This window comes from Staphylococcus durrellii (assembly GCF_015594545.1).
GTDB classification, from domain to species: domain Bacteria; phylum Bacillota; class Bacilli; order Staphylococcales; family Staphylococcaceae; genus Staphylococcus; species Staphylococcus durrellii.
This window is the reverse complement of the sequence record NZ_JADIIO010000001.1, coordinates 793,575-816,792: the sequence shown is the minus strand read 5'-3', so window position 1 is coordinate 816,792 and position 23,218 is coordinate 793,575. Positions and strand designations below refer to the sequence as shown.

The following is a 23,218-nucleotide window of genomic DNA, read 5'->3' as shown; positions in this document are numbered from 1 at the left end:
TATAATATGTACGTTCCACATCGTCATAGAAAAACCCCTTTCACTAATCTACATTGTAAATTAAGAAAGGAGTTTTCATTATTTCTTTGCTGCATCTTGTAATTTTTTTATTGCTGTTCTTTGGAGGCGAGAAACATGCATTTGACTTAATCCAATGCGTTCCCCTGTTTCTTTTTGACTTAATCCTTCAATAAATGTACATTGAATGATCTCTCGTTCTCTTTCAGATAAAATGGGTAATATTTTTTCTAATATCATACGCTTTTCCGTTAAATCATAATTAGAATCTTGTTTGCCCATGATGTCTAATAAAGTAACCGTTGATCCATCTTTATCTGCTTCAATTGAATGATCTACACTAAGTGCATTATAACTTTGGCTCATTTCCATTGCTTCGAGCACTTCTTCATCACTTACTTCTAATCTTTGAGCTATTTCATCAATAGAAGGTGAGCGTTCTAATTCATTGGTTAATTCGTCACTGACCTTTTTTATGCGTGGCCCTATTTCTTTAATTCTTCTAGGAACATGAACGCTCCAAGTTTTATCACGGAGATAACGTTTTATTTCTCCAATTACTGTAGGCACTAAAAAAGCTTCGAATTTTCTATCAAAGGATAAATCAAAACGGTTTATTGCTCCAATTAAACCAACCATACCCACCTGAACTAAATCTTCGTGATGAGACTGACCTTTGGAATATTTGTAAGCTAATGATTCTATGAGTTTACGATAATGTTTAACTAACCTATCTTGAGCATCAGTATTTTCGTTGTTTTGATGCTCTTGTATCCATTTGTTGATCTGTTCAGGTGATACGTCATTAACCGATTTCGACTCTTTCGTCATCATTTCGCACCTGCTCTTTTTTTATATACTTTGTCATACTAATAGTTACCCCTGGATTTTTATCGACGGTAACTTCGTCCATTAATGATTCAATTAAGAATAAGCCTAAACCACCTTCTCTAAGAAAGTCAATATTTTCATTTTCTTGATATGGTCCAAGTTGTTCTTTTGTTTTTTCGTAATCAAAGCTTTCGCCTTGGTCTGAAATTACAATTCTAATTTTGTCATCAAAAATTTCAAAACAAAGATTAATCATACCTGTTTCAGCACCATCTTTATATGCATGTTTAACAGCATTAGTAACTGCTTCACTGACAGCTATCTTAGAATCTTCTATATCATCATAAGATGCACCCGCTCTAGAAAACACACCAGATAAAGTTAATCTTATTAAACTCACGTATTCTGCAGAAGCTGGTAGACGCATTTCAATATAGTCTTGTTTACTTTGCATGTTATTCAACCTCCGTTCCTTCATTAACATGCATTAAATCTTTTAACCCTGTTATATCAAACAAACGGCTAATACGATCAGAAGCACCGAATATATATAGTTCTTTATCATTTTGATTTAAGGCTTTTAACGTACCTACGAATAAACCCAAACCAGTGGAATCCATATAACTCACATTCTCTAAATTAACATGTATATCATGAGTGCCTTCTTGTCTTAGCGGCACTAAAACCTCTTCTAGTTCAGGTACTGTATATACATCTAATTCTCCGCCAACTTTAATCTCATAATGTTGTTCATGAGTTACTTTTTCAATATTAAGATTCATTATGCTACACTCCTAAAAATGTCTTATTTTGTTCTCTGTATACCCTTAGTTTACATTCACTAACCCAAAGTTATTCACTATTAATTGACTCGTTTAATAATTAAAATTGTTAAATCGTCGCGTTTCTTGGGATTTTGTATTTTTAAAATAGCTTCGTACAATAATTGCACAATATCTTGGGGATGCATATGTTTATATTTGTGAATCATATTTAATAAGTAACTTTTATCTAAAAATGTTCCTTCTTGGTCGCGAACTTCAGTAACGCCATCGGTAAATATTATTACTAAGTCATCTAAATAAACCGGTATCTCTTGTTGCTTATATCTTGTAAGTTGGCTAACGCCTAACACACGTCCTCGCACATCTATTTCTTCAAATTCTTGTGACTCTGCTCTATAGATATATCCAGGCTCATGTCCAGCCGAGCTACAATATAATAAATGATTCATCTCTTCATATAACCCATAAAACATAGTTACAAACATATTTTGATTAACATTTTTTTCGACAACTCGATTTAATCTTTTTAAACCATCACTCGGAAGTTGTGAATGACCATATGAGTCCATTCCGAACTTAATCATACTCATTGCTAGCGCAGCAGGTATTCCTTTACCTATCACATCAGCTACAGCAAAACTCATCGTACCATCTTTATGATCGATTAAATTGAAGTAATCTCCACTTACTTTTTGTGCAGCAACAGAAATAACACCTATTTGAATACTATCAAATTGAGGAATATCGGTTTTCAACATTGTTTGTTGTAACCTAGAGGCTAAATCTATTTCTTTGTCATGATATTGCATACGGTCAACGAGACGTTGATAATCTCTATAATTATAACCAAAACCTTTAACAATTTCTTCTAAAACTTCTAAAGAACCCAAAATTTCTGTTTGGTTTAAATCTAGCATGGTAATATATTCTTTGTGAATTTCAACGATTTCTTCTGGTAAAATATCTTTATTTACAACTTCATCAATATAAGAACTACATTCCTCAGCTAGTTCCTGTCTACCAGATGTTGTTAGACTTAAATCTATAAGATGTCTATACATTTTTTTAAATTCTTCCATGCTATTAAACCTCCTCTTAAACTTAATTTATTATGATGATAAATTCAGGTAATAAGCATATAGTTAATTAATTAAAAATAAATAGTGAACAAGAGACTCTTAAATATTAAAAAAGCTTTAGGATTTCCTAAAGCCTCATTACATAGACCCTTTTTAAGTGAAATTAACAGAACAATAATGGCTACTCATAAAATCGGTTTGATTTATACCATTTAACTTTATAAAAGGGATTTATTTGTGATTTCTAACATTATGTAATCCTAAACTAATATCAAGCGCATTATTGACTTCTTTCATTTTGTCTTCTGATAAATACGTTAATTTTTCTTTTAGTCTCTTTTTATCTAATGTTCTAATTTGTTCAAGAAGTATAACCGAATCCTTATCAAGTTTATACTTTTTCTTTTCTATTTCTACATGAGTCGGAATTTTAGCTTTATTAATCCTACCAGTAATCGCCGCGACAATTACGGTAGGACTATATTTATTACCAGTATCATTTTGTATAATGACAACGGGCCTTACTCCCCCTTGTTCAGACCCTTGAACTGGCGATAAATCAGCTAGATATACATCTCCTCTTCGCATCAATCACTAGTATTGTTCGAACTAAGAAAAGTTTCATTGCAATCACAAGCTTCACATTCAAAGGGAAAAGCTTCTGCTGCAAGGGAGAGATTCAAATCAGCCATTTGAGAATAGCCTTCTTTTAAAGATTGTTCTATATTATGGTTTCTACTTTGGTTAAAACTGGACATGAATAAAACCTCCGTATGACTTAAAAAATAGTTTAATTTGATTTGTGATTACATTAATAATAACAAATTTTAAAAACAGTGACTATACTATTTCAATAATTCATTGTGTATTTCTACACTACCGGAATCGTAATACACACGTGGCAACCTTCTACTTAAGTTACAAAGCACTTCATAATTAATCGTTTGTTGTTGTATAGCCAACATTTCAGCTGCTTGTGGAGAATCTGAGTGATGGTCCATCAAAATGACTTTGTCATTAACTTCTATATGATCAGGAATTTTAATTATTACTTGGTCCATGCATACTTTTCCGATGATACGACATTGTGTACCGTTAACATTTACATAAGCACCGGTCATTAAGCGTGCAAAACCATCTGCATAGCCTACAGGTAAAATACCTATTCTTGTATGTTCTGTTGCAGTATAAATGCTTCCATAACTAACTGAATCTCCAGGCTGTAAAGTTTTAGTTTGAACGATTTCAGTTACCCATTGTGCGCTAGGCTTAAGATGAACTTTAACATTTTCTTTAACATACGATGATGGATAATATCCATACAATGAAATACCAACACGGACAGCATTACAAAATTGTGTATCTTTCATTAATGCTCCAGCTGAATTTTGAGAATGAATATATTGTGGTTTATCCGCAGACTCTACCAGTTCTTCAAATTGTTGTTGTTGTTGATTCATTGAGTCTCCTGGTTCATCAGCACATGCAAAGTGAGTGAAAACGCCTTCGAATACTAAATTCGGTTCCTCGTTGATAGTTTCAATTGCATTGTTATATTCTTCTTTATCCTTTATACCTAATCTACCCATGCCAGTATCTAATTTGATATGCAACCATAATTCCTTTTTATTTTCATTTGAAATATGAGTAATAGCAGTTTTTAACCAACTTAGTGAAGGTACTGTTAAAGCTACACGATGCTGAATCGCTTTATTTATTTGTTCAACAGAAATCACACCTAAAACTAATATTTTGGCATTGACACCATGCATTCTTAATTCAATCGCTTCGTCCAATGTTGCAACGGCAAAAAATTCCACACCAATGTTCATTAGTTTTTTCGCAATTGGTATGCTCCCTAACCCATAGCCATTTGCTTTAACTACAGGCATGACTGTTTTTTTAGGATGTAATTTTTGAAAAATTTGATAGTTTGACGCAATTTCATTTAGGTTTACGTTCACATATGTAGATCGATAATATTTGTCCGCCATACATTATCTCCAACCTTCCCTAAGTTGATTTTTATACACTTATTAATTTAAGTTTATTAAAAATATAAATTTTTAGCCAAAGAACTGACTTTTAAATTTATATTTTATTTATATTCTAATATTACTTCACTCATTGCATAGGTCTCAGTATGTGTAATACTCACATGAACAACATAGTCTTTATGCTCAATACAAGGTTTACCTAAATCGTCATTAAAACAATCAATATCATGAAATGCTACCGTCTTTCCGAGTCCTGTACCTAGCGCTTTACTATATGCTTCTTTGCAAGCAAATCTACCTGCTAAAAACTCAATTTTACGTTTAGTATTAATAAACGTATTAAATTTTTCTATTTCTTGCTCTGACAAAATTCTATTAACAAACTTTTGTTGTCTTTTATACAAACTTTCAATACGTTGAATTTCTATTAAATCAATACCTATGCCATATATCATATAATAACGACCTACAATCTTTTCAATTTTATAAGTATTCTCGTGTAACGACTCTTATATGTTGCTTTATTATGTCTGCTTCTTGTTTCGTAACAAAATTTATTTCAGCGTTGCCAGCTGCAGTTGATAAGTTCACATTAGCTAAATTATACTTTCTCATAATGATGCCTTCATGGATATCAACATTTTGTATTCTAAATAAGGGTATATTTTTTGTAGTAATAAACCACAACCCTGTATGAACAACGATTTTATCATTATCTAATTTATATTTGAATATTAAAAATCGATAACGTGGTATTACTAAAGTACCAATGAGTATATTGAGTAGTAATACTATTATCCCAATGATACCAACCCACATAATCGTCTTCTTACTTAACCAATCTAACCACATTGTATCTACAATAAGTATTATTACTATTATTGCCAAAATAATAAAAGTTAGAATAGTTGATCGTAGCGCCATGACTCTTTTACCATTTAAATCCATCTGCTTAAAATCATTCATGCCACACACCTCTTAAATACCATTTTTTCAAACTTTGAACTGTGCTTGAATCTTCATATTTTAAACCAATCTTTTGCATTCCTGACGCCTTTGCAATAATGTATCTAAAAGTTGTCAGGTTGCTTCTTTTAAGGAAGGGTGTTTGAGTATTTTCCATACCTAAGATTTTGTCTCGTTTAAAATAGTTATTTTTAACACCTATTATCGAAACATTATGCACTACTATTTCTTCATTGTTTACTTTATATCCAGCATATTTCACATTTAATATTGCATTACTTATAAAGAACAATAACACAACACTCACAATAACAACTGACCAAGCAGACCAAAAATAAGTTCCAACAATCCCAATAATTAGTAATACGAAAAACTCTTTTATAAAGTAACGGTGCAAGCTTCTCAAAGGCATACCTTTTTCGGATTCATTAAACTCAAAATAAGGAACTAATCCTTTAATAATATTAAAAGCGTCTCTACGTTTAATAAATGGTAAAACCATTACTTTGCCATCGATAGTTTCATCGTCCAAATTTCTATCCATATCACTTGTAATTACAAAATGAATTGCAGTATAACCAAAAATTTTACGTAAAAAAGATTGATTTTCTATAACTGCTTGTACCCTATCTGTAGGAACAGTGATATTTTGAATTTTAAATAATCCATACGAAATATTAAGTTGGTTGTTCTCTTGAGTTAGCGTGTAATTAAAATAACGTACTATGGTAATGATTGTTCCAATAATATAACTTAATATAAGTATAGTAAAAACAATAATTATCACTATAATAGAAACCGCTTGTGCAATATGTTCTACCTTATTTGTAATAGCATTCCATGGGATAATATCTGAAAAACCACCTAAAATAGGCATTATAGCAGCAAAAGCTATACCGATTGCACCACTTGTCATCGCCATTAATAGTAAATTTTTAAAGCTTAATTTATAAAGTTGATCCGTTGAATTACTCGTAGTTTCAACATTATTGTCATTATCGCTCTGAAGTACTTCATCATTTACTACATTATCTTGTAGGCTCAACTGTTGCTGTTTAATGGCTTGTTGTATAAGTTGACTTTGTTTTTTAGAGACTGTATCTAATTCTATACCATCACTCGGTGTTTTTATTTGCAAGACAACTCCGCCAACGAGTTGATTGACTAATCCTTGAGTAGTGTCGACAGATTGAATACGTCGGATATTTAATTCTTTACGTTGTTTGGTAAAAACACCTGACGTTAATATAAAGTGATCTTTTTCAATCCAATATCTTGTCTTATAAACTTTTAATGAATGTATAATAAATGAAACTATAAAGATAATAGCTACTATGCCTGGATAAATATATGAAGTATAATTTTTAAAATCAAAGTCTTTTAAATTAAATACTAAGAAAATGATAACAAGGACAAAGTTTTGCTTTATCGCTTCTATAATACCTGAAATATAAGAAATTGGATGTAACTTTTGAGGTTTATACATCAAAATCTGCTCCTCTCAAATATGATAATATCGAAGTTTCAACTGTTTCAGCGTCCTTGTTTTGAATCAATGGTAAGTTAACAACATGACCTGCAGTGTGTATCGATGTTTTACTTAAACCTAATATATCTAGTACAGGATTACTTTTTCTATTAACTATTTGAGTTCTTTCAAATTTTACCAATTCAGTTTTCTTAAAGAAAAATTGCTTTGAAATTGCTACATAATCTGTCTCAATTTTATAAAAAGTGAATTTATATTTAATTACTGGTGTCACTACAAAATAAAAAACATCAACAACCATACCTACTATAACTATATAATGAATTGCATTCCACCAATTGTAATAATGCGTTAGTAAAATTAGGGCTATTCCTATAATGATACCAACTAATAGTAATAATCCTTCTGTTAAATAATAATATTTCAATACTTTTTTAGGGCTGCGATAATATATGTTATCACGTATCATTTTCTCAACTCTTTCAGCATGAATTTTGATTTTTATTATAACATAGTCATTAGACACCACTCACTACTCCTAAAAATTAATAACAAAACTATTTAATAAAAAAATCACCTCACATAAGTGAGATGATTAAACTTAAATTGCTATATATGATAAGTTAGACCTTATTTTTGGTGTTCGGCGAAAGTACGACCTTTCATCGGCTTTTTGTTGTCTTTTCTATCTGAAGTTCTATCTTTTTTACCTTTTTTATTAAACGCCGGTTTGCCACGACGACCTTTGTTGTCGAATTTGTTTCCACGTTTATTATTGTTGTTGTTGTTATTGCGACGTGGACCTTTAGCAGGGCGTCCTTTTCTTGCTAGTGGTTTTTCGAATGTAAGTTGCACTTCAACTTCATCGTTTGCTTCGACTAATTCTTGTAGTAATGAAGCAATTAATTCTACATCATTGTATTCTTCTAAAAGTTGACCAGCGATGCGTTGTAATCGAGGTTCATTGTCTTTAGACATCCAATTTTGTACTTTTTCTTTAATATCATTTTCACGCGCTTTTAATACTTCTTTACGATGTGGTGGACGTAAAGCATTCATTTGACGATCATTGGCTTGCTCAATCTGGCGGATATAATCCATTTCAATTGGGTTAACAAAAGTAACCGCAATACCTTCTTTACCGGCACGACCAGTACGACCTATTCTATGAGTATAACTTTCTGTATCTTGTGGAATATCAAAGTTATAAACATGACTTACGCCAGAAATATCTAATCCACGTGCAGCAACGTCTGTAGCTACTAAAATATCAATTTGGTCGTTTTTGAATTTTTTTAAGACTTCTAATCTTTTAGCTTGAGTAAAAATATCAATTTGGTCGTTTTTGAATTTTTTTAAGACTTCTAATCTTTTAGCTTGAGTAATATCACCATGTAAGCCTTCAGCTTTGTAGCCTTTAGATAACAATGCACTTGTTAATTCATCAACACGACGTTTAGTTCTACCGAAGACAATCGCTAACTCTGGTTGATGTACATCTAAGAAGTTAGTGAAAGTATCAAATTTCTCTAATTCTTTAACAATCGTATAATATTCATCAATTTGTGGATTTGACATTTTGTTGTCCATCGTTTTAACAATTTCAGGTGAATTCATAAATTGTTGTACTAAATTTTGGATGGCTTTAGGCATTGTAGCTGAAAACAACATAGTTTGACGTTGTTCAGCCGGTATTTTATCCATAATAAATCTCATATCATCAATAAAGCCCATGTTCATCATTTCATCTGCTTCATCCAATATTAATGTGTGGATACCAGTAGTTTTTAAAGTACGACGGTTTAAGTGGTCGATCACACGCCCTGGTGTACCTACTACGATTTGTGGCCCTTTTTTCAGAGCTTTAATTTGACGATCGATTGGCATTCCACCAAATACAGTAACTACTTGTACTTTTTGATCTTTACTAAACTCTTTTAATTGTTCAGCGACTTGCATAGCTAATTCTCTTGTAGGAGCTAAAATTAACGATTGAACGCCTTCTTTACCTACTACTTTTTCTATTAAAGGAATGCCAAAAGCTCCTGTTTTACCAGTACCTGTTTGAGCTTGTCCTAATACGTCTCTACCTGCTAAAGCAAGTGGAATACTATCTTTTTGAATTGGTGTGGCTTCTGTAAACCCCATTGATTCTAGGGTTTCTACTGTTTTAGCCGATATCCCTAATTCTTTAAAATTTTGCAATATAATTCTCCTTTATACTTCTATATTTCTCTTCATATATGTTCATTTAAGTTTCTTCAACTTCTTAATAGTACCACCTCAACAATATAATCGCAATAAAGCAAAATTACATAACTTTAATTAATTCATTATAGTGCTTCTTTCATTTTTTAAATTAATATTGCAGTTGTTGGGTTGTAAGCGGTTAATTATCTTTCTTATTTTCCTATCTAATTTCTTAAATATTTTTTTGAGGTTACTATTTATAATATTCATGAATAAATAAAAAATCACAACAGAATGATATTTCTGTTGTGATAAATATTATATTAAGGCTTCTACGACTTCTTCTAGCTTCATACCTCTAGAACCTTTAATTAAAATTTTGTCCTCGACTTGCACTATACCATTTAAATATTTAATTAATTGCACTTTGTCATCGAAATGTTTCGCCTGTTCTACTTTATTTTGGCCTTTATCATAAATATAAGCAGCTTCACTACCATAAGTAAATAAGAAACTAATACCTTTATTAGATAAATAACTGCCGACTTCTTCATGCATTAACTTACTGTCTTGCCCTAATTCTAATACATCGCCTAATACTAAAATCTTGCGTCCCGACATATTAGATAAAGTATCAATTGCCGCTTTCATACTTGTAGGACTTGCATTATAAGCATCGTTTATAACAACTAAGCCTTCGTCACTAATATGTTGTTCCATACGCATACCAGTGAGTTTTACTTGTTTTAAGTTATTATATATCGTTTCATAATCTAAATTTAATCTTTTTCCTACTGCTATAGCGATTGCTGCATTTTTCATATTATGTGTTCCTAGTATAGGCAAAGCATATTGTTCCGTGTCATTTATAGAAAAAGCAATACCTTCTGTAGCAAAGTCATCTATTTTACAAACATACGTATTGTTATTATCTAAACCTACGCTCGTCAATTTTACATCTTTCAATTTATCTACATGTGATTTTAATAATGGTTCATCACCATCATAAATAAACAAACCACCTTGCTTTAGTCCTAAAGTAATTTCAAACTTAGCTTGCGCGATACCTTCTCGTGAGCCTAAATCTTGCATATGTGATTCGCCAATATTTGTAATTATGGCAATATCGGGTTCTGCAATTTTAGATAATAGTTCAATTTCATGATATCCAGACATTCCCATTTCAAGAATGGAAATTTCAGTATCTTGGTCTAATTGCAAAATTGTAAGAGGCATGCCAATTTCATTATTATAATTACCGCGCGTTTTTTTAACTTTGAATTGAGGCTTTAACACACTTTCAATCATATCTTTAGTAGTGGTTTTGCCATTAGATCCTGTAACTGCAATTACTTGTGGGTTTACGTAACGTAAATAAGCTTGTGCTAGTTGTTGTAGAGCACTTAAAATATCATCTACCCAAATAATTGGACCGTTAATAGATTCATCAATAGCTTCACCTTTTTGATAAAAGCTTGCGCCTGCACCATCATTTAAAGCTTGTTTCACAAACTTATGACCATCAACGTTTTCTCCTTTAAAAGGAATGAATAACATTTTGCGCTCTATATGTCGTGAGTCTATCGTCACGCCAGTAATAGACTGATTTAAGAATTGCTTATCAATGTCACAATCAATCCATGCTTGTATTTGTTTTAATGTTACTTCGATCATAAATTATTCGCCTCAATTAATACTGTATTTATTTTTCTTCTTATCTTCATGTTTCTCTTTAGCTAACTCTATTAATTTTTTAATTAGGTCACCATATGGTACCCCCATGTTTTCCCATAGACTAGGGTACATACTAAATTCAGTGAAACCTGGCATTGCATTTGTTTCGTTGATGAAGACTTGATTATCTTCAGTAACGAAGAAGTCTGCACGTAATAAACCTGAACAATCAGTTGCTTTAAAAGCTTCTACCGCCATATTTCTTAATGTTAATTGTACTTCTTTATCCAAATCAGCAGGTATATCCAATCGAATCTTACCATCTTTATATTTAGACTTGTAATCATAAAATGCTACATCTTTTATAACTTCTCCAGGCCAAGTAGTTTCAGGGTAGTCATTTCCCAACACGGCAACTTCTATTTCACGTGCATCGATTCCTTGTTCGATAACAAGTTTGCGGTCAAATTGGAACGCTTCTTCGATACCTGTTTTTAATTCCTCTTCATTATTACATTTGCTTATACCTACACTAGAACCTAAGTTAGCAGGTTTAACAAACACGGGATATTCAAGTTTATCATGTACTAATTTTAAGATATTACCTTGGTACTTTTGGTATTCACTTCTTAAGAAGCTAACATATGGTAATTGAGGCAAACCTCTATGCGCAAATAATTGCTTCATCACTAATTTATCCATTGTACTTGATGCGGCTAATACACCATTACCAACGTATGGTAAATCTAATACTTCGAATAAGCCTTGCATAGTGCCGTCTTCACCATTGGGACCATGCAATAAAGGAAAGACTCCACTATATGGGCGTTGATTTTTTTCTGTGGATAGTAATCGAGATATATCTCCCGCTTCAGTGTCACTTAATCTTAAGTAATCTATGTCCGAAATTTCGTTAACGATATCTGTTTTCTTTTTCCATTGTCCATCGTTTGTAATATAAATGATATCTACGCGATAAACCTCTTTATCAATCGCATTCAGGACATTTTGAGCTGTTAAAATCGACACATCGTGTTCGGCACTTTTACCTCCATACAAGATACAAATATTTTCTTTAGCCATCTCTTTTGCCTCCAAATATTATTATTAAACTACATCATATCACGATTTAATATATCTTTGCATCGATTAAGTGAATAGTCATTTTTAAATTTAAATAATTAAATAATATGTAATTTACAAAGCTATACACGTTAAGATATATATAAATATAGTACAATAAATTTATTTAAACTTAACTACTGTTGTCCTAGCAATATAATAGAAAGTTAGGTAAAATCTAACTATATTACATAATTTAGAAATTATTTTAAGGAGTATGCAATGAGTAATTCACGTCGTTCAAAAGAACACAGTTGGTTGCGACGCGTCGATTGGATTTTAGTGGGCGTTATCGTGATATTAGCTATTATTAGTGTGAGTTTAATACATTCTGCTATGGGCGGAGGTCAATACAGCGCTAACTTTAGTGTGAGACAAATATTATATTATATATTAGGAGCTATTATTGCTGGCTTAATTATGATCGTCTCTCCTAAAAAGTTAATAAAGTACAGTTATTTATTGTATTTTATTTTATGTTTTGGATTGTTTGTATTGATTATCATTCCAGAAACACCTTTTACTCCTATAATCAATGGTGCCAAAAGTTGGTACAAGCTAGGTCCAATTAGTGTCCAACCTTCTGAATTTATGAAAATAGTATTGATATTAGCATTAGCCAAATTAGTAATGCAACATAATAAGTTTACTTTTAACAAATCGCTCGAAACAGATTTTAAATTATTACTTAAAATTATCGGTATATCATTATTACCAATGGCACTTATTTTATTACAGAATGACTTAGGTACTACACTAGTGCTTTGCGCTATCATAGTAGGTGTCATTATAGCTAGTGGCATTACGTGGAAATTATTAGCACCTGTCTTTTTAATAGTCATTACATTTGCGTCGAGTATCTTGCTAGCAATGATTTATAGACCTTCATTAATTGAAAGTTTATTAGGTGTTAAAACATATCAGTTAGGAAGAATAAGTTCTTGGTTAGATCCATATACTTATAGTAGCGGGGATGGTTATCATTTAACAGAATCTCTTAAAGCTATTGGCTCTGGTCAATTGTTAGGTAAAGGGTTTAATCATGGTGAAGTCTACATTCCAGAAAATCACACTGACTTTATCTTTTCAGTTGTAGGCGAAGAATTTGGTTTTATTGGTTCTGTCATTCTACTGCTTATTTTCTTAGGTTTAATCTTTCACCTAATACGATTAGCAACAAATGATGAAAATCCGTTTAATAAGCTATTCTTAATTGGTTTTGTCTCATTATTACTATTCCATATATTACAAAATATTGGTATGACAATTCAGTTACTACCTATTACTGGTATACCATTACCATTTATAAGTTATGGTGGTAGCTCATTATGGAGCCTGATGTGTGGGGTTGGTGTAGCACTCTCTATATATTACCATCAACCGAAACGATTTAATGAAGATACGACCAAGACGCCATTACGACAAAAAACTTCATAGGCAATAAAAAAAGGACTTAGCACTTCGCTAGGTCCTTTTTGACTATTTCAGTTCGTTAGTGGTCTTCACAGTAGTTGGTAAAGTATGCATAACTTCAAATCTTGATTTAGTTTTCTTTATGTTTACCCCTAATGATGATAATAGCTTAACTACGTTTTGTAATTTGTCGTTGTTCTTATTCATATCATCACTCCTGACTGTATGGCTTCTACTTCATCATACCCTATTTTATTATATGTTACTACACAAAATTGCAATTTTTTCCATTTTTTTGAATATTTTTTACAATGTAGTTCAATTTTTGTAAATTCTACAACATTTTAAAAGTTTATTGTATAACCCTTATCATATATTTCTTTTTCTATATTATTTAAATTAGCGGGCGTTTCAAAAGTAACTTGAACAGAACTATTTTGAACATCTACGTTAGTATGATAAACACCGATAATATTTAACAAATCTTTTTTTAATGCTGCTGCTTGTTCTAAAGTTTTTAAACCTGTAATAAAGATTACTTTTGTTTCCATCTTAATGCCTCTTTAGTCTTTCATTAATTTTTGAAAAGTAACTAGCAGTTCTTCCATAGCTGCTTCATTCTCACCATTTTCAATTTTTTCCATAATACAACTCTTCATATGATGATCCAATAATTTAGTTGCCACACTATTCAAAGCCGAACGCGTTGCTCTAATTTGGGTTAACACATCATCACAATAGACATCTTCATCTATCATACGATTAATTGCTTTTACCTGTCCTTCGATACGGTTTAAACGAGATTTTAAATTATTTTTAGTTTGTGTAGAGTGATGGGCTTGAGATACTCCAGTCATATTTACCCTCTCCTATTATATATTTAAGATTATCGTATACCCATAATGGGTATGAGTCAAATGATAAAAATTTCAACTCATGTTACAATGGCAAAGACTTTGTACGAATTAAATGTAATGTTACTTTGGGGGAATATATATGATGGAAACAACGTGGTCTATTGCACTTCATCATTCTAATGTCGTTTTAAACATTATATTTATAAGTGCATTTGCTTTAAATTTATTATTTGCTTTTACGATTATCTTTTTAGAGAGACGAACAGCGGGGTCCATTTGGGCTTGGCTGCTAGTACTTGTCTTAATACCTATTTTAGGTTTCGTCTTGTATTTATTATTTGGACGTCAAATACAGCGCAACCATATCTTTAAAATTGAAGAAAAAGATAAAATCGGTATCCAAATGATTGTTAATGAACAACTCGAAGCACTTAAAAATGATAATTTTTCAAAAGGTAATCATCAAATTGTTAAATTTAAAGACATGGTACAAATGCTACTTTATAATAACGCAGCCTTTTTAACGACAGATAATGATGTGACGATTTACACAGACGGCAGAAAAAAATTTGACGCACTACTTGAAGATATTCATAACGCTAAAGATTATATTCATATTCAATATTATATTTTCCGTCATGATAATTTAGGTAAAAGTGTTTTATCTGCATTAGAACAAAAACTAGATGAAGGTTTAGAAGTTAAAATGCTTTATGACGATATGGGATCAAGATCATTGTCAGTTAAAGATTTTAAAGCTTTTCGTAATAAAGGTGGACAAGTTGAGGCTTTTTTCCCATCTAAATTACCTTTAATTAATTTAAGAATGAATAATCGTAATCATAGAAAAATTGTCGTTATCGATGGCAAAATTGGTTATGTTGGTGGATTCAATGTAGGCGATGAATACTTAGGACTTAAAAAGAAATTTGGTTACTGGAGAGATACACATTTGCGTATTGTAGGTGATGCTGTCAACGCATTACAATTACGCTTTATGTTGGATTGGAACGCTCAGTCTACACGTTCTAATCTAAGCTACCAAGATCGTTATTTCCCTGATGTGAATTATGAAGGTAATATAGGTATTCAAATTGCATCAAGTGGCCCAGATGAAGAGTGGGAACAAATTAAATATGGTTATTTAAAAATGATTGCATCTGCCAAAAAAAGTATCTTCATACAAACACCTTATTTTATTCCTGACCAAGCATTTTTAGATGCAGTTAAAATAGCTGCGTTAGGTGGAGTTAATGTCAATGTAATGATTCCAGATAAACCGGACCATCCTTTTGTCTATTGGGCAACTTATAATAATGTTGCGAGTTTATTAGATGCTGGCGTCAATATATTTCATTATAGAGATGGATTTTTACATTCTAAGTGTGTCGTTATCGATGACGAAGTTGCCAGTGTCGGGACAACGAATATGGACCATAGAAGTTTTGCATTAAATTTTGAAATTAATGCATTTATGTATGATACATCACTCGCTAAACAATTACGCCATGCATTTGAAAAAGACTTATTAGTATCTTATAGACTAACGAAAGAAATATACGCGCAACGTAGCTTATGGATTAAGTTTAAAGAGGGCATCTCCCGATTACTGTCTCCTATTTTATAAATTAATGAGGTGAAGTATGTATGAAGCAAAAAGAAAAACTAAAAAGAGCACGCACGTTTATGACCAAATTTCATAGAAATGATTATTCTGGTCATGATATTGCACATATTCACAGAGTCGAACGGTTAGCACTATATATTGCAGACCGAGAACAACCTGTTAATACTTTTATAATAAACATGGCTTGCCTTCTACATGATACGGTTGATTCTAAGTTAACAAACATTGATGAAGCAGCTAAAAATCTTCGCACATTTTTAGCTTCGCTAGAAATTGAAAAAAATGAATGTGAAGCAATTTTACATATTATAAACAATATAAGCTATAACCATGCTCAAACTCATACTACGATGCTAACAAAAGAAGGCCAAATAGTTCGTGATGCTGATAGATTAGACGCTTTAGGCGCTATTGGAATTGCTAGAACTTTTCAGTTTGCTGGTGCGTTTAATGAGCCTATGTGGAGTAATGAAGTTGACTTCCCGTCCTTAATAAATGGTACGGTAAATTTAAATGATTTATCACCTTCTGCGATCAAGCATTTTTATGAAAAATTATTTAACTTAAAAGATTTAATGCATACTAAAACTGCAATGACACTAGCTAAAGAAAGACATAATTTTATGCAACAATTTGTACAACAATTTTTTTATGAATGGGAGTCATCAATTTAATATAAAAAACGTCTTTCAATTATTTGAAAGACGTTTTTTATAACGAAAGTATTATTTTTTCTTACCTTTTTTAGATACAACTTGTGTATTTTTAGCTTTATTGCCATCGCTACTGTTGTCATTTTTCATAGATTCTAACATTGGAGCTACTTCTCTTTTAGCAACTCTTGAATAATACATGTTTGCTAAATGTGTTTGGACAATTAAGAACGCGGCACTGACTGACCAGTATAGACCCAGAGCTGAAGCTGAACTTAATGAAATCCACACAATCATGATTGGAGAAATAACCATCATCATGTAACCCATTTGACGCTGTTCATTCGGCATGCTTAAACTTGATACATATGCTTGTAAGAAGTATAAAATACCAGCGATAACTGTTATCCAAATGTCTGGTTTTGATAAATCAAACCATAAGAAATTAGGATGATCAGTAAATCCGCCACCTGATGGGAACTTCAAGACAAAATATAATCCCATAATTACTGGCATTTGGATTAGAACTGGTAAACAACCCAACATACTTTTCATTGGATTCATATCATACTTTTTATAAACTTCCATCATTTCTTGGTTGGCAGCCATTTTCTCTTCTTGAGTACGAGAACGTTTAACCTTTTCTTGAACTGCATCGATATCAGGCTTAGCCACCTTCATTTTCTCACGCATCATATGACTATTTCTATAATTTGATAACATGAATGGTAATAAAACTAAACGAATAGCTACAACAATTACAATAATTGCTAAACCATAATCATTATTAAAATTCGTCCCTAACCAATGTATCAATTTATCCATCGGTTCAACAAATGTATTAAAGAAGAAACCATTTCTGTTGCTCGGTTTAGAGTAGTCACATCCTGCTAGAAAGACCATTACTCCCAAAAGTAAAGGTAATAGCGCTTTTTTCTTCATTTTTCCACCTCTAATGATATATTCACACAAAAATCATTTTATCATATTAGAGTATAAGTGAAAATCAAAAACATAATATTTTCACTATTAATCAATATATTGTAAAAATTGTCGAACTGTACTTTTTATATTGTTGCTTTTAGCTATAGCTGAAATCACTGAAACCCCGTTCGCTTTAGCTTTCATTACTTCTTTATAATTTTGTAATGAAATGCCACCAATACCAACCATTGGAAAATCTTTTAATTTTTCTTTTTCTCTGAGTTGAATAATCATTTCAGGTCCTACAGGTTCATTAGCATCCTCTTTGGAAAATGTTGGGAACATCGGGCCCACGCCTATATAATCAACATGTGATAAATCCGAATTATGATATTCATCTAAATTGCCAACACTTAATCCTATGATTTTATGTTTAAATTGATGAATAAATTTATCTATATTTTCATCGTCTTGTCCAACATGAATTCCATCTGCATCTATTGCCAACGCCAATGAAACGTCATCATTTACTATAAATGGTACATCATAAGAACGACATAAATTTTGTAACTTTACAGCGAGTTGCTCTTTGTCAGAACCAATTAATGCACCTTCACCTTTTTCTCTGAATTGAAACATTGTAATACCTGCATCTAGTGCTTCTTGTACAACATCCAAGATATTACGATTATCGCTTAAATCTTGTGTTCCACAAATAAAATATAGTCTTAAATCGCCTGGCTGAAACATTGTTTACACCTCTTCAATTTGACTTAGCTTTATATAGTCTGAATGATCAATACTGTATAATTTATCAATAAAGCGCGTTAAAAATGTTCCTGGCCCCTGTGCTATTACTTCATCTTCTGCTTGTTCAGCTGCAATGTTGTAAATTGATACTGCTTCTATCACATTATAGATATCTGGTGATAAACGTTTATTTAAAAAACTAGCGATAACGCCACCTAACAAACAACCAGCACCAGTAATCTTAGCTAAAAATGATGAGCCGTTGGATAACTTCACTATTTTATTTTCTTGGGCAATAATATCTTCTTTGCCTGTAATGACTATGGTCGTATTATATTTTTTTTGTGCACGTTGCGCAATATCTAACACATGTAAATCATCGTCACTATCTGTGCCTTTCATAGTAGCTCCTTCATCTATTAATGCTAATATTTCTGATGCATTACCTTTGATGACGGCTACATCAATTTTTGACAAAAACTGTTGACAAAATGACTTTCTAAAATTAGAAGCGCCTACTGCAACCGGGTCAAAGACTAGGGGTACCTCTGACTTATTAGCGATATGCGCTATTTTCAACATATCTTGACTTTGTGCCTTGTTAAGTGTACCTATATTAATTAACAATGCCGATGCAACTTTAAAGAAATCTTCGGCTTCTTCTGGTGCTTCGCTCATCGCCGGACTAGCTCCTAAGCTTAACAGCCCATTCGCAGTAAAGTTTTTCACAACATCGTTCGTATAACATACGACTAAAGGATTTTGTTGACGAATAGTATCCAAGTTATTCATCATCTAAGCCCTCCTTTTTCATATAAGCAAAGTGATTCACTGGACCCCGTCCTTCACCAATTTCAGGTGTATATTGTATGCTCATAGAAATAAATTTCTTCGCTTTTTGTACTGCATCATATATTGTTTTCCCTTTTGCTAATTCAGCAGTAATAACAGCTGAAAATGTGCAACCTGTCCCATGTGTATGAGGCGTATCAAAACGTGGTTCTGTAAATTTGTAAACTTCATCTTTTATAAATAAATAATCTGTAGAATTTTGTTCATCATCATTAGCATGACCACCTTTAATAACAACGCCTTTACTACCTATTTCATTTATAAAAATATGTCCAGCTTTGTATACATCAGTTTCATTTTTAATTGTTAATCCTGTAATTTCTTCTGCCTCAGGAATATTAGGCGTAGCTACAGTAGCAAGTGGTAATAAAATAGATTTCAAATTGTTTTTACCTTCGTCATCCATTAGTGAATCACCACTTTTAGCAAGCATTACTGGGTCAATTACATATGGAATTTCTGGGTGTTTGGATATATATGATTGTATTAATTCCATCATCGCTTTAGACGCAATCATACCTGTTTTTAAAGCTTGAGGTAATTCGTCATCATATACACTATCTAACTGTTCTTCCAACCATTGTGGAGTCAAATTGTGAATATGTTGAACGCCTTTTGTATTTTGCGCCACGATACTCGTTATAGCTGCCATGCCATATACACCACAGGCATGAAATGATTTTAAGTCTGCCATAACACCAGCGCCTCCCGTTGGGTCGGTTCCTGCAATCGTTAACGCTATCTTAGGTTTTTTCATATTTATTTACCTCCAAAATCCCATGATTCTTGAATATATGCCATATTAAAAAAGTTTTGTTCATGAACAGTACTTTGTAAATAACTTTCTTTAATACTATCTCGTTCTTGTTGTGATACATTTTCTGTTAATTTATCTAATAATTTATCAAAAACATTTACGAGTTCTTCCATTTCTGTACTATAAAATTCAAACCATTTTGCTAATATGCAATTTTTGTTTAAACTTTCATCTTTTAAAGCTTGGCGTGCGATATACTGATATACATAAGGGCAAGGTGCCATTGCTGCTATTGTGTGTGCAGCATTTTCTTTAACAAATGCATTATAATACATATGTTTAATGTAATGATCACCACTTGGTGGCCATACTTTCTCTTGCACTATTTCTTCATAATCTTCTCCAATATAATTAGCTATTATCTCGTGGGCTTCAACTTCACCATCTACAATAAATTGTATTTGTTCTACTAAAAATTTTACATCTTCCATAGTATTTACTTTAGGTATAAGTAATGCATAGATGTTTGCAAATTCTTTAAGATACGATGCGTCAGCTCTTAAGTAAAATCTTGCTGCTTCGGCTGATAAATCTCCAGCTAGCATGTGTTGAATGAAATTATCATTATATATATTTGCTAAAATGGGTTTAGCTGCTGTTCTTAACTCTTGTGAAAATGTCATTGCTAAAGTTCCTCCTAATAAAAAAAACTACATTCCTCGTAAGAATGTAGTCCTAACTAGGCGAAATTAAAAATTAAGCACATGTAGACTACTTTCCTACGTTGGTATTAACCAAATCAGGTCCTAAGGGTCTGATTTACATCATCTCAGCCAATGGCTCCCCTAGTAGTTTTATTATAATGTTTTCTTACTAAAGATAACAAATAGCCTTGAAATTTGCAAAAAATCAAGAAAAAAGCGCTACCTTTAATTAGGCAACGCTTAATATTATTAAATCATATTTTTTAATTTATAGGTAAATTATGCAGTTACCCATTGTGAAGCACCTTCAGTATTGTATAATTTCATTGCAGCTTTATCTTGTACTGATTCAGGTGCAGATGAAGCTGGTTGACCTTGATATTGAGAAGGTGCTACTGAGTCCCATGTAGTTTGTAAGAATTGATATTTACCTGATGCACCAGTTGATGCATTTGTTGCATGAATGTCGCCACCAGATTCACGTTGAGCGATTTGTTTTAAGTGACTGTTAACATTTACTGAAGAACCGCTGTCATCACTTGAACTTGAATCGTTTGAGCTTGAAGTAGATTCTTGTTGTGGCTGTTGAGTTTGCTCATTTTGAGGTGCTTGTTGTTGTTTAGGTTGTTCTTGTTGTTGAGTTTGAGCGCTTTGTTGTGATTGTTCTTGTTGTTGAGCTTGTCCACTTTGTTGTGGTTGCTCTTGTTGTTGAGCTTCTCCACCTTGTTGTGGTTGCTCTTGTTGTTGAGCTTCTCCACTTTGTTGTGGTTGAGCTTGTTGAGCATTACCAGCATCTTTATTATAACTCCAAGACCAGTTTTGACCATTTGAAGAAAATTGATAATTAGTATTATTTTGGTCAAAGTTTATATTATAAGAACCTTCTTGAACAGGTTTTGCATTTAATTCAGATGGATTATTTTGTGCTAAATGTGCTAAATGAGCATGGTTTGCTCCTGTTGTTTCAGCTGCATTTGCATGATGTCCTGTTGCTAAGCCTGTTACGCCTAATCCTAATGCTATAGTTGAAGTAAGTAATGTTTTTTTCATAATTAAAAAATCCTCCTAATAAGATAATTAGTTTTATCATCATTTCGCAAATACTACTCTAACATTCATAAAAATACTGTAGGTTACAGTGAAATAAAAAAAAAGGAGCATTTTTTACAACGCTATTACAACAATTTAGGAGAAATCAAAAACTTTAAAAGTTCAAATTTTCGCTCATGACAGTTTTGAAAATATACAGTACTTTATTTTAGTTGTAATTTTGACGTAATAAATCTGATTTTTCTGTATATAGTTTAGCCTCAGTTCCAACTTAAACAACGATAATTAAAGCTATTGCTATATTTAATTTTAAATAAGCAATAGCCTTTGCCAAGTATAATTAATAATAGGATTTGATGAGTTTAATATGATGGTTAATAAAATGATGGTTAGTTTAACAATGTGTTTGAAATTGAGGATAAATCATTTAAATTAAATAGATTAATTCAAGGAGAATATTAAATCAGCAGTTTCTTTATCATATAGTTCTACGTTTTGATTTTGATGATGCTTTTCTTTAGGAGACATAAATTTAATTGTTTCGATAATGATTTCTGTTCCATAATGCATTTGGCCGTCTTTTTCATATTTAGAAGATCGCATATGTCCAGTAATGCCTACGAGTGCTCCTTTTAATAAATATTGGTGGATATTTTTAGCATGATTACCAAAAGCCTTACAATATAAAAAATCACAATTTTGCTGTTCAGGCTTACGTTTATATGGCCTATCTACCGCGAGACAAAGTGTTGCATAATCTATTGTTTCTTTACTATAAAATTGTGGATCTTGTGTTAGTCGTCCTACGACAACTATATTATTTATCATGTTTCACCTCCTTGTAGTTATATCTTAGTTACATTAACGCTCAACGTCAAAATGCCGTTTTTTGTAAACGAAAGAAAAATAGACTACTATATTTTATAAAAATTGGCTTATCAAATTGAATTTACGTTATAATAACTACATAATCTTATTTATTGTAAAAGTTAAATTTGTTTAATGGATGTGAGGCAATGAAAACATTTAAAGCTGTCAGATTCCAAATTGTTTCAGAAAACGGTGGCGTAACTGAATACGAATTGGAAGATGGCGTAATTATTAATAAAGAAAATAGCGGTACTGGATGGTTATTAGAGCTTGTCATTCCAGATTATCACTACGACACAATGAAATCTTATATGGATAATGAAACTTTGTTAGATATTCGCGTAGTCATTACACGCCCATCAAATGATCCAGCTTTATTTGATGCGACTATTAAACATATCACGAAATTAAATGGGTCAATTTCAGTAGTTTTAGAATGTCATATTTATACTTTGAGACAAGTGTATGCTGAAAGTTTATTAGAACAATTAGTTGATGAAGGCCTAACTGGCGACGAACTTAAAACTTCATTTAATCGATTAATGCAATCTAAACCTCGTCTGAAAGACGAAAAATCAGATAAGCATTAATTAAAAATTAAATATAATTT

28 protein-coding genes and 1 riboswitch are annotated in these 23,218 nt (G+C 31.9%); of the genes, 4 read left to right on the top strand and 24 right to left on the bottom strand.

Annotation, left to right across the window (positions count from 1 at the left end):
• Positions 1-78: 78 nt before the first annotated feature.
• The 14 genes from sigB to ISP02_RS03785 form a co-directional block, all read right to left on the bottom strand.
• Positions 79-849: an RNA polymerase sigma factor SigB gene (gene sigB, locus ISP02_RS03850; protein ID WP_195721823.1), complete on the bottom strand. Its 771-nt coding sequence runs from the start codon at positions 847-849 to the stop codon at positions 79-81.
• Entirely contained in the window at positions 824-1,303 is a 480-nt protein-coding gene (gene rsbW, locus ISP02_RS03845) for an anti-sigma B factor RsbW (protein ID WP_195720327.1), read from the bottom strand. Before rsbW ends, sigB begins: the two co-directional genes overlap by 26 nt.
• Position 1,304: 1 nt before the next feature.
• Entirely contained in the window at positions 1,305-1,631 is a 327-nt protein-coding gene (locus tag ISP02_RS03840) for an anti-sigma factor antagonist (protein WP_195720326.1), read from the bottom strand.
• An 80-nt stretch (positions 1,632-1,711) separates the two neighbouring features.
• Positions 1,712-2,713 carry a SpoIIE family protein phosphatase gene (locus tag ISP02_RS03835; RefSeq protein WP_195720325.1) on the bottom strand — a complete coding sequence of 334 codons (1,002 nt, stop codon included), beginning with the start codon at positions 2,711-2,713 and terminating at the stop codon, positions 1,712-1,714.
• Positions 2,714-2,944: 231 nt separating this feature from the next.
• A complete protein-coding gene (locus tag ISP02_RS03830) occupies positions 2,945-3,304 on the bottom strand; it encodes a type II toxin-antitoxin system PemK/MazF family toxin (RefSeq protein ID WP_061855667.1) in 360 nt (119 codons plus the stop codon).
• A complete protein-coding gene (gene mazE, locus ISP02_RS03825) occupies positions 3,301-3,471 on the bottom strand; it encodes a type II toxin-antitoxin system antitoxin MazE (protein ID WP_195720324.1) in 171 nt (56 codons plus the stop codon). Before mazE ends, ISP02_RS03830 begins: the two co-directional genes overlap by 4 nt.
• 87 nt (positions 3,472-3,558) lie before the next feature.
• Positions 3,559-4,707: an alanine racemase gene (gene alr / locus ISP02_RS03820; protein WP_195720323.1), complete on the bottom strand. Its 1,149-nt coding sequence runs from the start codon at positions 4,705-4,707 to the stop codon at positions 3,559-3,561.
• A gap of 104 nt (positions 4,708-4,811) precedes the next feature.
• Positions 4,812-5,165 carry a holo-ACP synthase gene (acpS, locus tag ISP02_RS03815; RefSeq protein WP_195720322.1) on the bottom strand — a complete coding sequence of 118 codons (354 nt, stop codon included), beginning with the start codon at positions 5,163-5,165 and terminating at the stop codon, positions 4,812-4,814.
• Between the two features lie 28 nt (positions 5,166-5,193).
• The gene (locus ISP02_RS03810; RefSeq protein WP_195720321.1) at positions 5,194-5,676 is read right to left on the bottom strand and encodes a PH domain-containing protein; all 483 of its coding nucleotides are present in this window, start codon (positions 5,674-5,676) and stop codon (positions 5,194-5,196) included.
• A complete protein-coding gene (locus ISP02_RS03805) occupies positions 5,669-7,162 on the bottom strand; it encodes a PH domain-containing protein (protein ID WP_195720320.1) in 1,494 nt (497 codons plus the stop codon). Before ISP02_RS03805 ends, ISP02_RS03810 begins: the two co-directional genes overlap by 8 nt.
• On the bottom strand, positions 7,155-7,691 hold the full coding sequence (locus tag ISP02_RS13195) for a PH domain-containing protein (protein ID WP_195720319.1): 537 nt from the start codon (positions 7,689-7,691) through the stop codon (positions 7,155-7,157). Before ISP02_RS13195 ends, ISP02_RS03805 begins: the two co-directional genes overlap by 8 nt.
• Positions 7,692-7,795: 104 nt before the next feature.
• On the bottom strand, positions 7,796-9,370 hold the full coding sequence (cshA, locus tag ISP02_RS03795) for a degradosome RNA helicase CshA (protein ID WP_195720318.1): 1,575 nt from the start codon (positions 9,368-9,370) through the stop codon (positions 7,796-7,798).
• Between the two features lie 303 nt (positions 9,371-9,673).
• Positions 9,674-11,029 carry a UDP-N-acetylmuramoyl-tripeptide--D-alanyl-D-alanine ligase gene (locus ISP02_RS03790; protein ID WP_195720317.1) on the bottom strand — a complete coding sequence of 452 codons (1,356 nt, stop codon included), beginning with the start codon at positions 11,027-11,029 and terminating at the stop codon, positions 9,674-9,676.
• Positions 11,030-11,041: 12 nt separating this feature from the next.
• The gene (locus tag ISP02_RS03785) at positions 11,042-12,112 is read right to left on the bottom strand and encodes a D-alanine--D-alanine ligase (RefSeq protein WP_195720316.1); all 1,071 of its coding nucleotides are present in this window, start codon (positions 12,110-12,112) and stop codon (positions 11,042-11,044) included.
• A gap of 261 nt (positions 12,113-12,373) precedes the next feature.
• Here ISP02_RS03785 and ISP02_RS03780 point away from each other — a divergent pair, with 261 nt between their 5' ends.
• A complete protein-coding gene (locus ISP02_RS03780) occupies positions 12,374-13,588 on the top strand; it encodes an FtsW/RodA/SpoVE family cell cycle protein (protein WP_195720315.1) in 1,215 nt (404 codons plus the stop codon).
• Positions 13,589-13,630: 42 nt separating this feature from the next.
• Here the strand turns inward: ISP02_RS03780 and ISP02_RS03775 are convergent, their stop codons facing one another.
• From ISP02_RS03775 to csoR, 3 genes are all read right to left on the bottom strand, one after another.
• Positions 13,631-13,771 (bottom strand): Lmo0850 family protein, encoded by a 141-nt coding sequence (locus ISP02_RS03775; protein WP_103295720.1) that lies wholly within the window; start codon positions 13,769-13,771, stop codon positions 13,631-13,633.
• A 137-nt stretch (positions 13,772-13,908) separates the two neighbouring features.
• Positions 13,909-14,115, bottom strand: a complete 207-nt coding sequence (csoZ, locus tag ISP02_RS03770; protein ID WP_195720314.1) for a putative copper chaperone CsoZ — start codon at positions 14,113-14,115, stop codon at positions 13,909-13,911.
• Between the two features lie 12 nt (positions 14,116-14,127).
• Positions 14,128-14,421, bottom strand: a complete 294-nt coding sequence (gene csoR, locus ISP02_RS03765) for a copper-sensing transcriptional repressor CsoR (protein ID WP_195720313.1) — start codon at positions 14,419-14,421, stop codon at positions 14,128-14,130.
• A 142-nt stretch (positions 14,422-14,563) separates the two neighbouring features.
• Here csoR and cls point away from each other — a divergent pair, with 142 nt between their 5' ends.
• Both cls and ISP02_RS03755 read left to right on the top strand, forming a co-directional pair.
• The gene (gene cls, locus ISP02_RS03760) at positions 14,564-16,048 is read left to right on the top strand and encodes a cardiolipin synthase (RefSeq protein WP_195721822.1); all 1,485 of its coding nucleotides are present in this window, start codon (positions 14,564-14,566) and stop codon (positions 16,046-16,048) included.
• 20 nt (positions 16,049-16,068) lie between these two features.
• Complete coding sequence (locus ISP02_RS03755; protein ID WP_195720312.1) at positions 16,069-16,722, top strand: HD domain-containing protein; 654 nt, start codon at positions 16,069-16,071, stop codon at positions 16,720-16,722.
• Positions 16,723-16,773: 51 nt separating this feature from the next.
• On the opposite strand, the gene yidC is transcribed toward ISP02_RS03755, so the two are convergent.
• From yidC to ISP02_RS03720, 7 genes are all read right to left on the bottom strand, one after another.
• Entirely contained in the window at positions 16,774-17,643 is an 870-nt protein-coding gene (gene yidC, locus ISP02_RS03750) for a membrane protein insertase YidC (RefSeq protein ID WP_195720311.1), read from the bottom strand.
• 87 nt (positions 17,644-17,730) lie between these two features.
• The gene (thiE, locus tag ISP02_RS03745) at positions 17,731-18,375 is read right to left on the bottom strand and encodes a thiamine phosphate synthase (protein WP_195720310.1); all 645 of its coding nucleotides are present in this window, start codon (positions 18,373-18,375) and stop codon (positions 17,731-17,733) included.
• A 3-nt stretch (positions 18,376-18,378) separates the two neighbouring features.
• Positions 18,379-19,167, bottom strand: coding sequence for a hydroxyethylthiazole kinase (gene thiM / locus ISP02_RS03740; RefSeq protein WP_195721821.1), 789 nt, complete (start codon positions 19,165-19,167; stop codon positions 18,379-18,381).
• Positions 19,160-19,984: a bifunctional hydroxymethylpyrimidine kinase/phosphomethylpyrimidine kinase gene (thiD, locus tag ISP02_RS03735; RefSeq protein WP_195720309.1), complete on the bottom strand. Its 825-nt coding sequence runs from the start codon at positions 19,982-19,984 to the stop codon at positions 19,160-19,162. Before thiD ends, thiM begins: the two co-directional genes overlap by 8 nt.
• Positions 19,985-19,986: 2 nt before the next feature.
• Positions 19,987-20,667, bottom strand: a complete 681-nt coding sequence (gene tenA / locus ISP02_RS03730) for a thiaminase II (RefSeq protein ID WP_195720308.1) — start codon at positions 20,665-20,667, stop codon at positions 19,987-19,989.
• A gap of 76 nt (positions 20,668-20,743) precedes the next feature.
• Positions 20,744-20,841: riboswitch (TPP riboswitch) on the bottom strand.
• Between the two features lie 126 nt (positions 20,842-20,967).
• Positions 20,968-21,738 carry a transglycosylase family protein gene (locus ISP02_RS03725; RefSeq protein WP_195720307.1) on the bottom strand — a complete coding sequence of 257 codons (771 nt, stop codon included), beginning with the start codon at positions 21,736-21,738 and terminating at the stop codon, positions 20,968-20,970.
• A gap of 441 nt (positions 21,739-22,179) precedes the next feature.
• Complete coding sequence (locus tag ISP02_RS03720) at positions 22,180-22,566, bottom strand: single-stranded DNA-binding protein (protein ID WP_195720306.1); 387 nt, start codon at positions 22,564-22,566, stop codon at positions 22,180-22,182.
• Between the two features lie 188 nt (positions 22,567-22,754).
• Here ISP02_RS03720 and ISP02_RS03715 point away from each other — a divergent pair, with 188 nt between their 5' ends.
• Complete coding sequence (locus tag ISP02_RS03715) at positions 22,755-23,198, top strand: YwpF-like family protein (RefSeq protein WP_195720305.1); 444 nt, start codon at positions 22,755-22,757, stop codon at positions 23,196-23,198.
• Positions 23,199-23,218 lie beyond the last annotated feature (20 nt).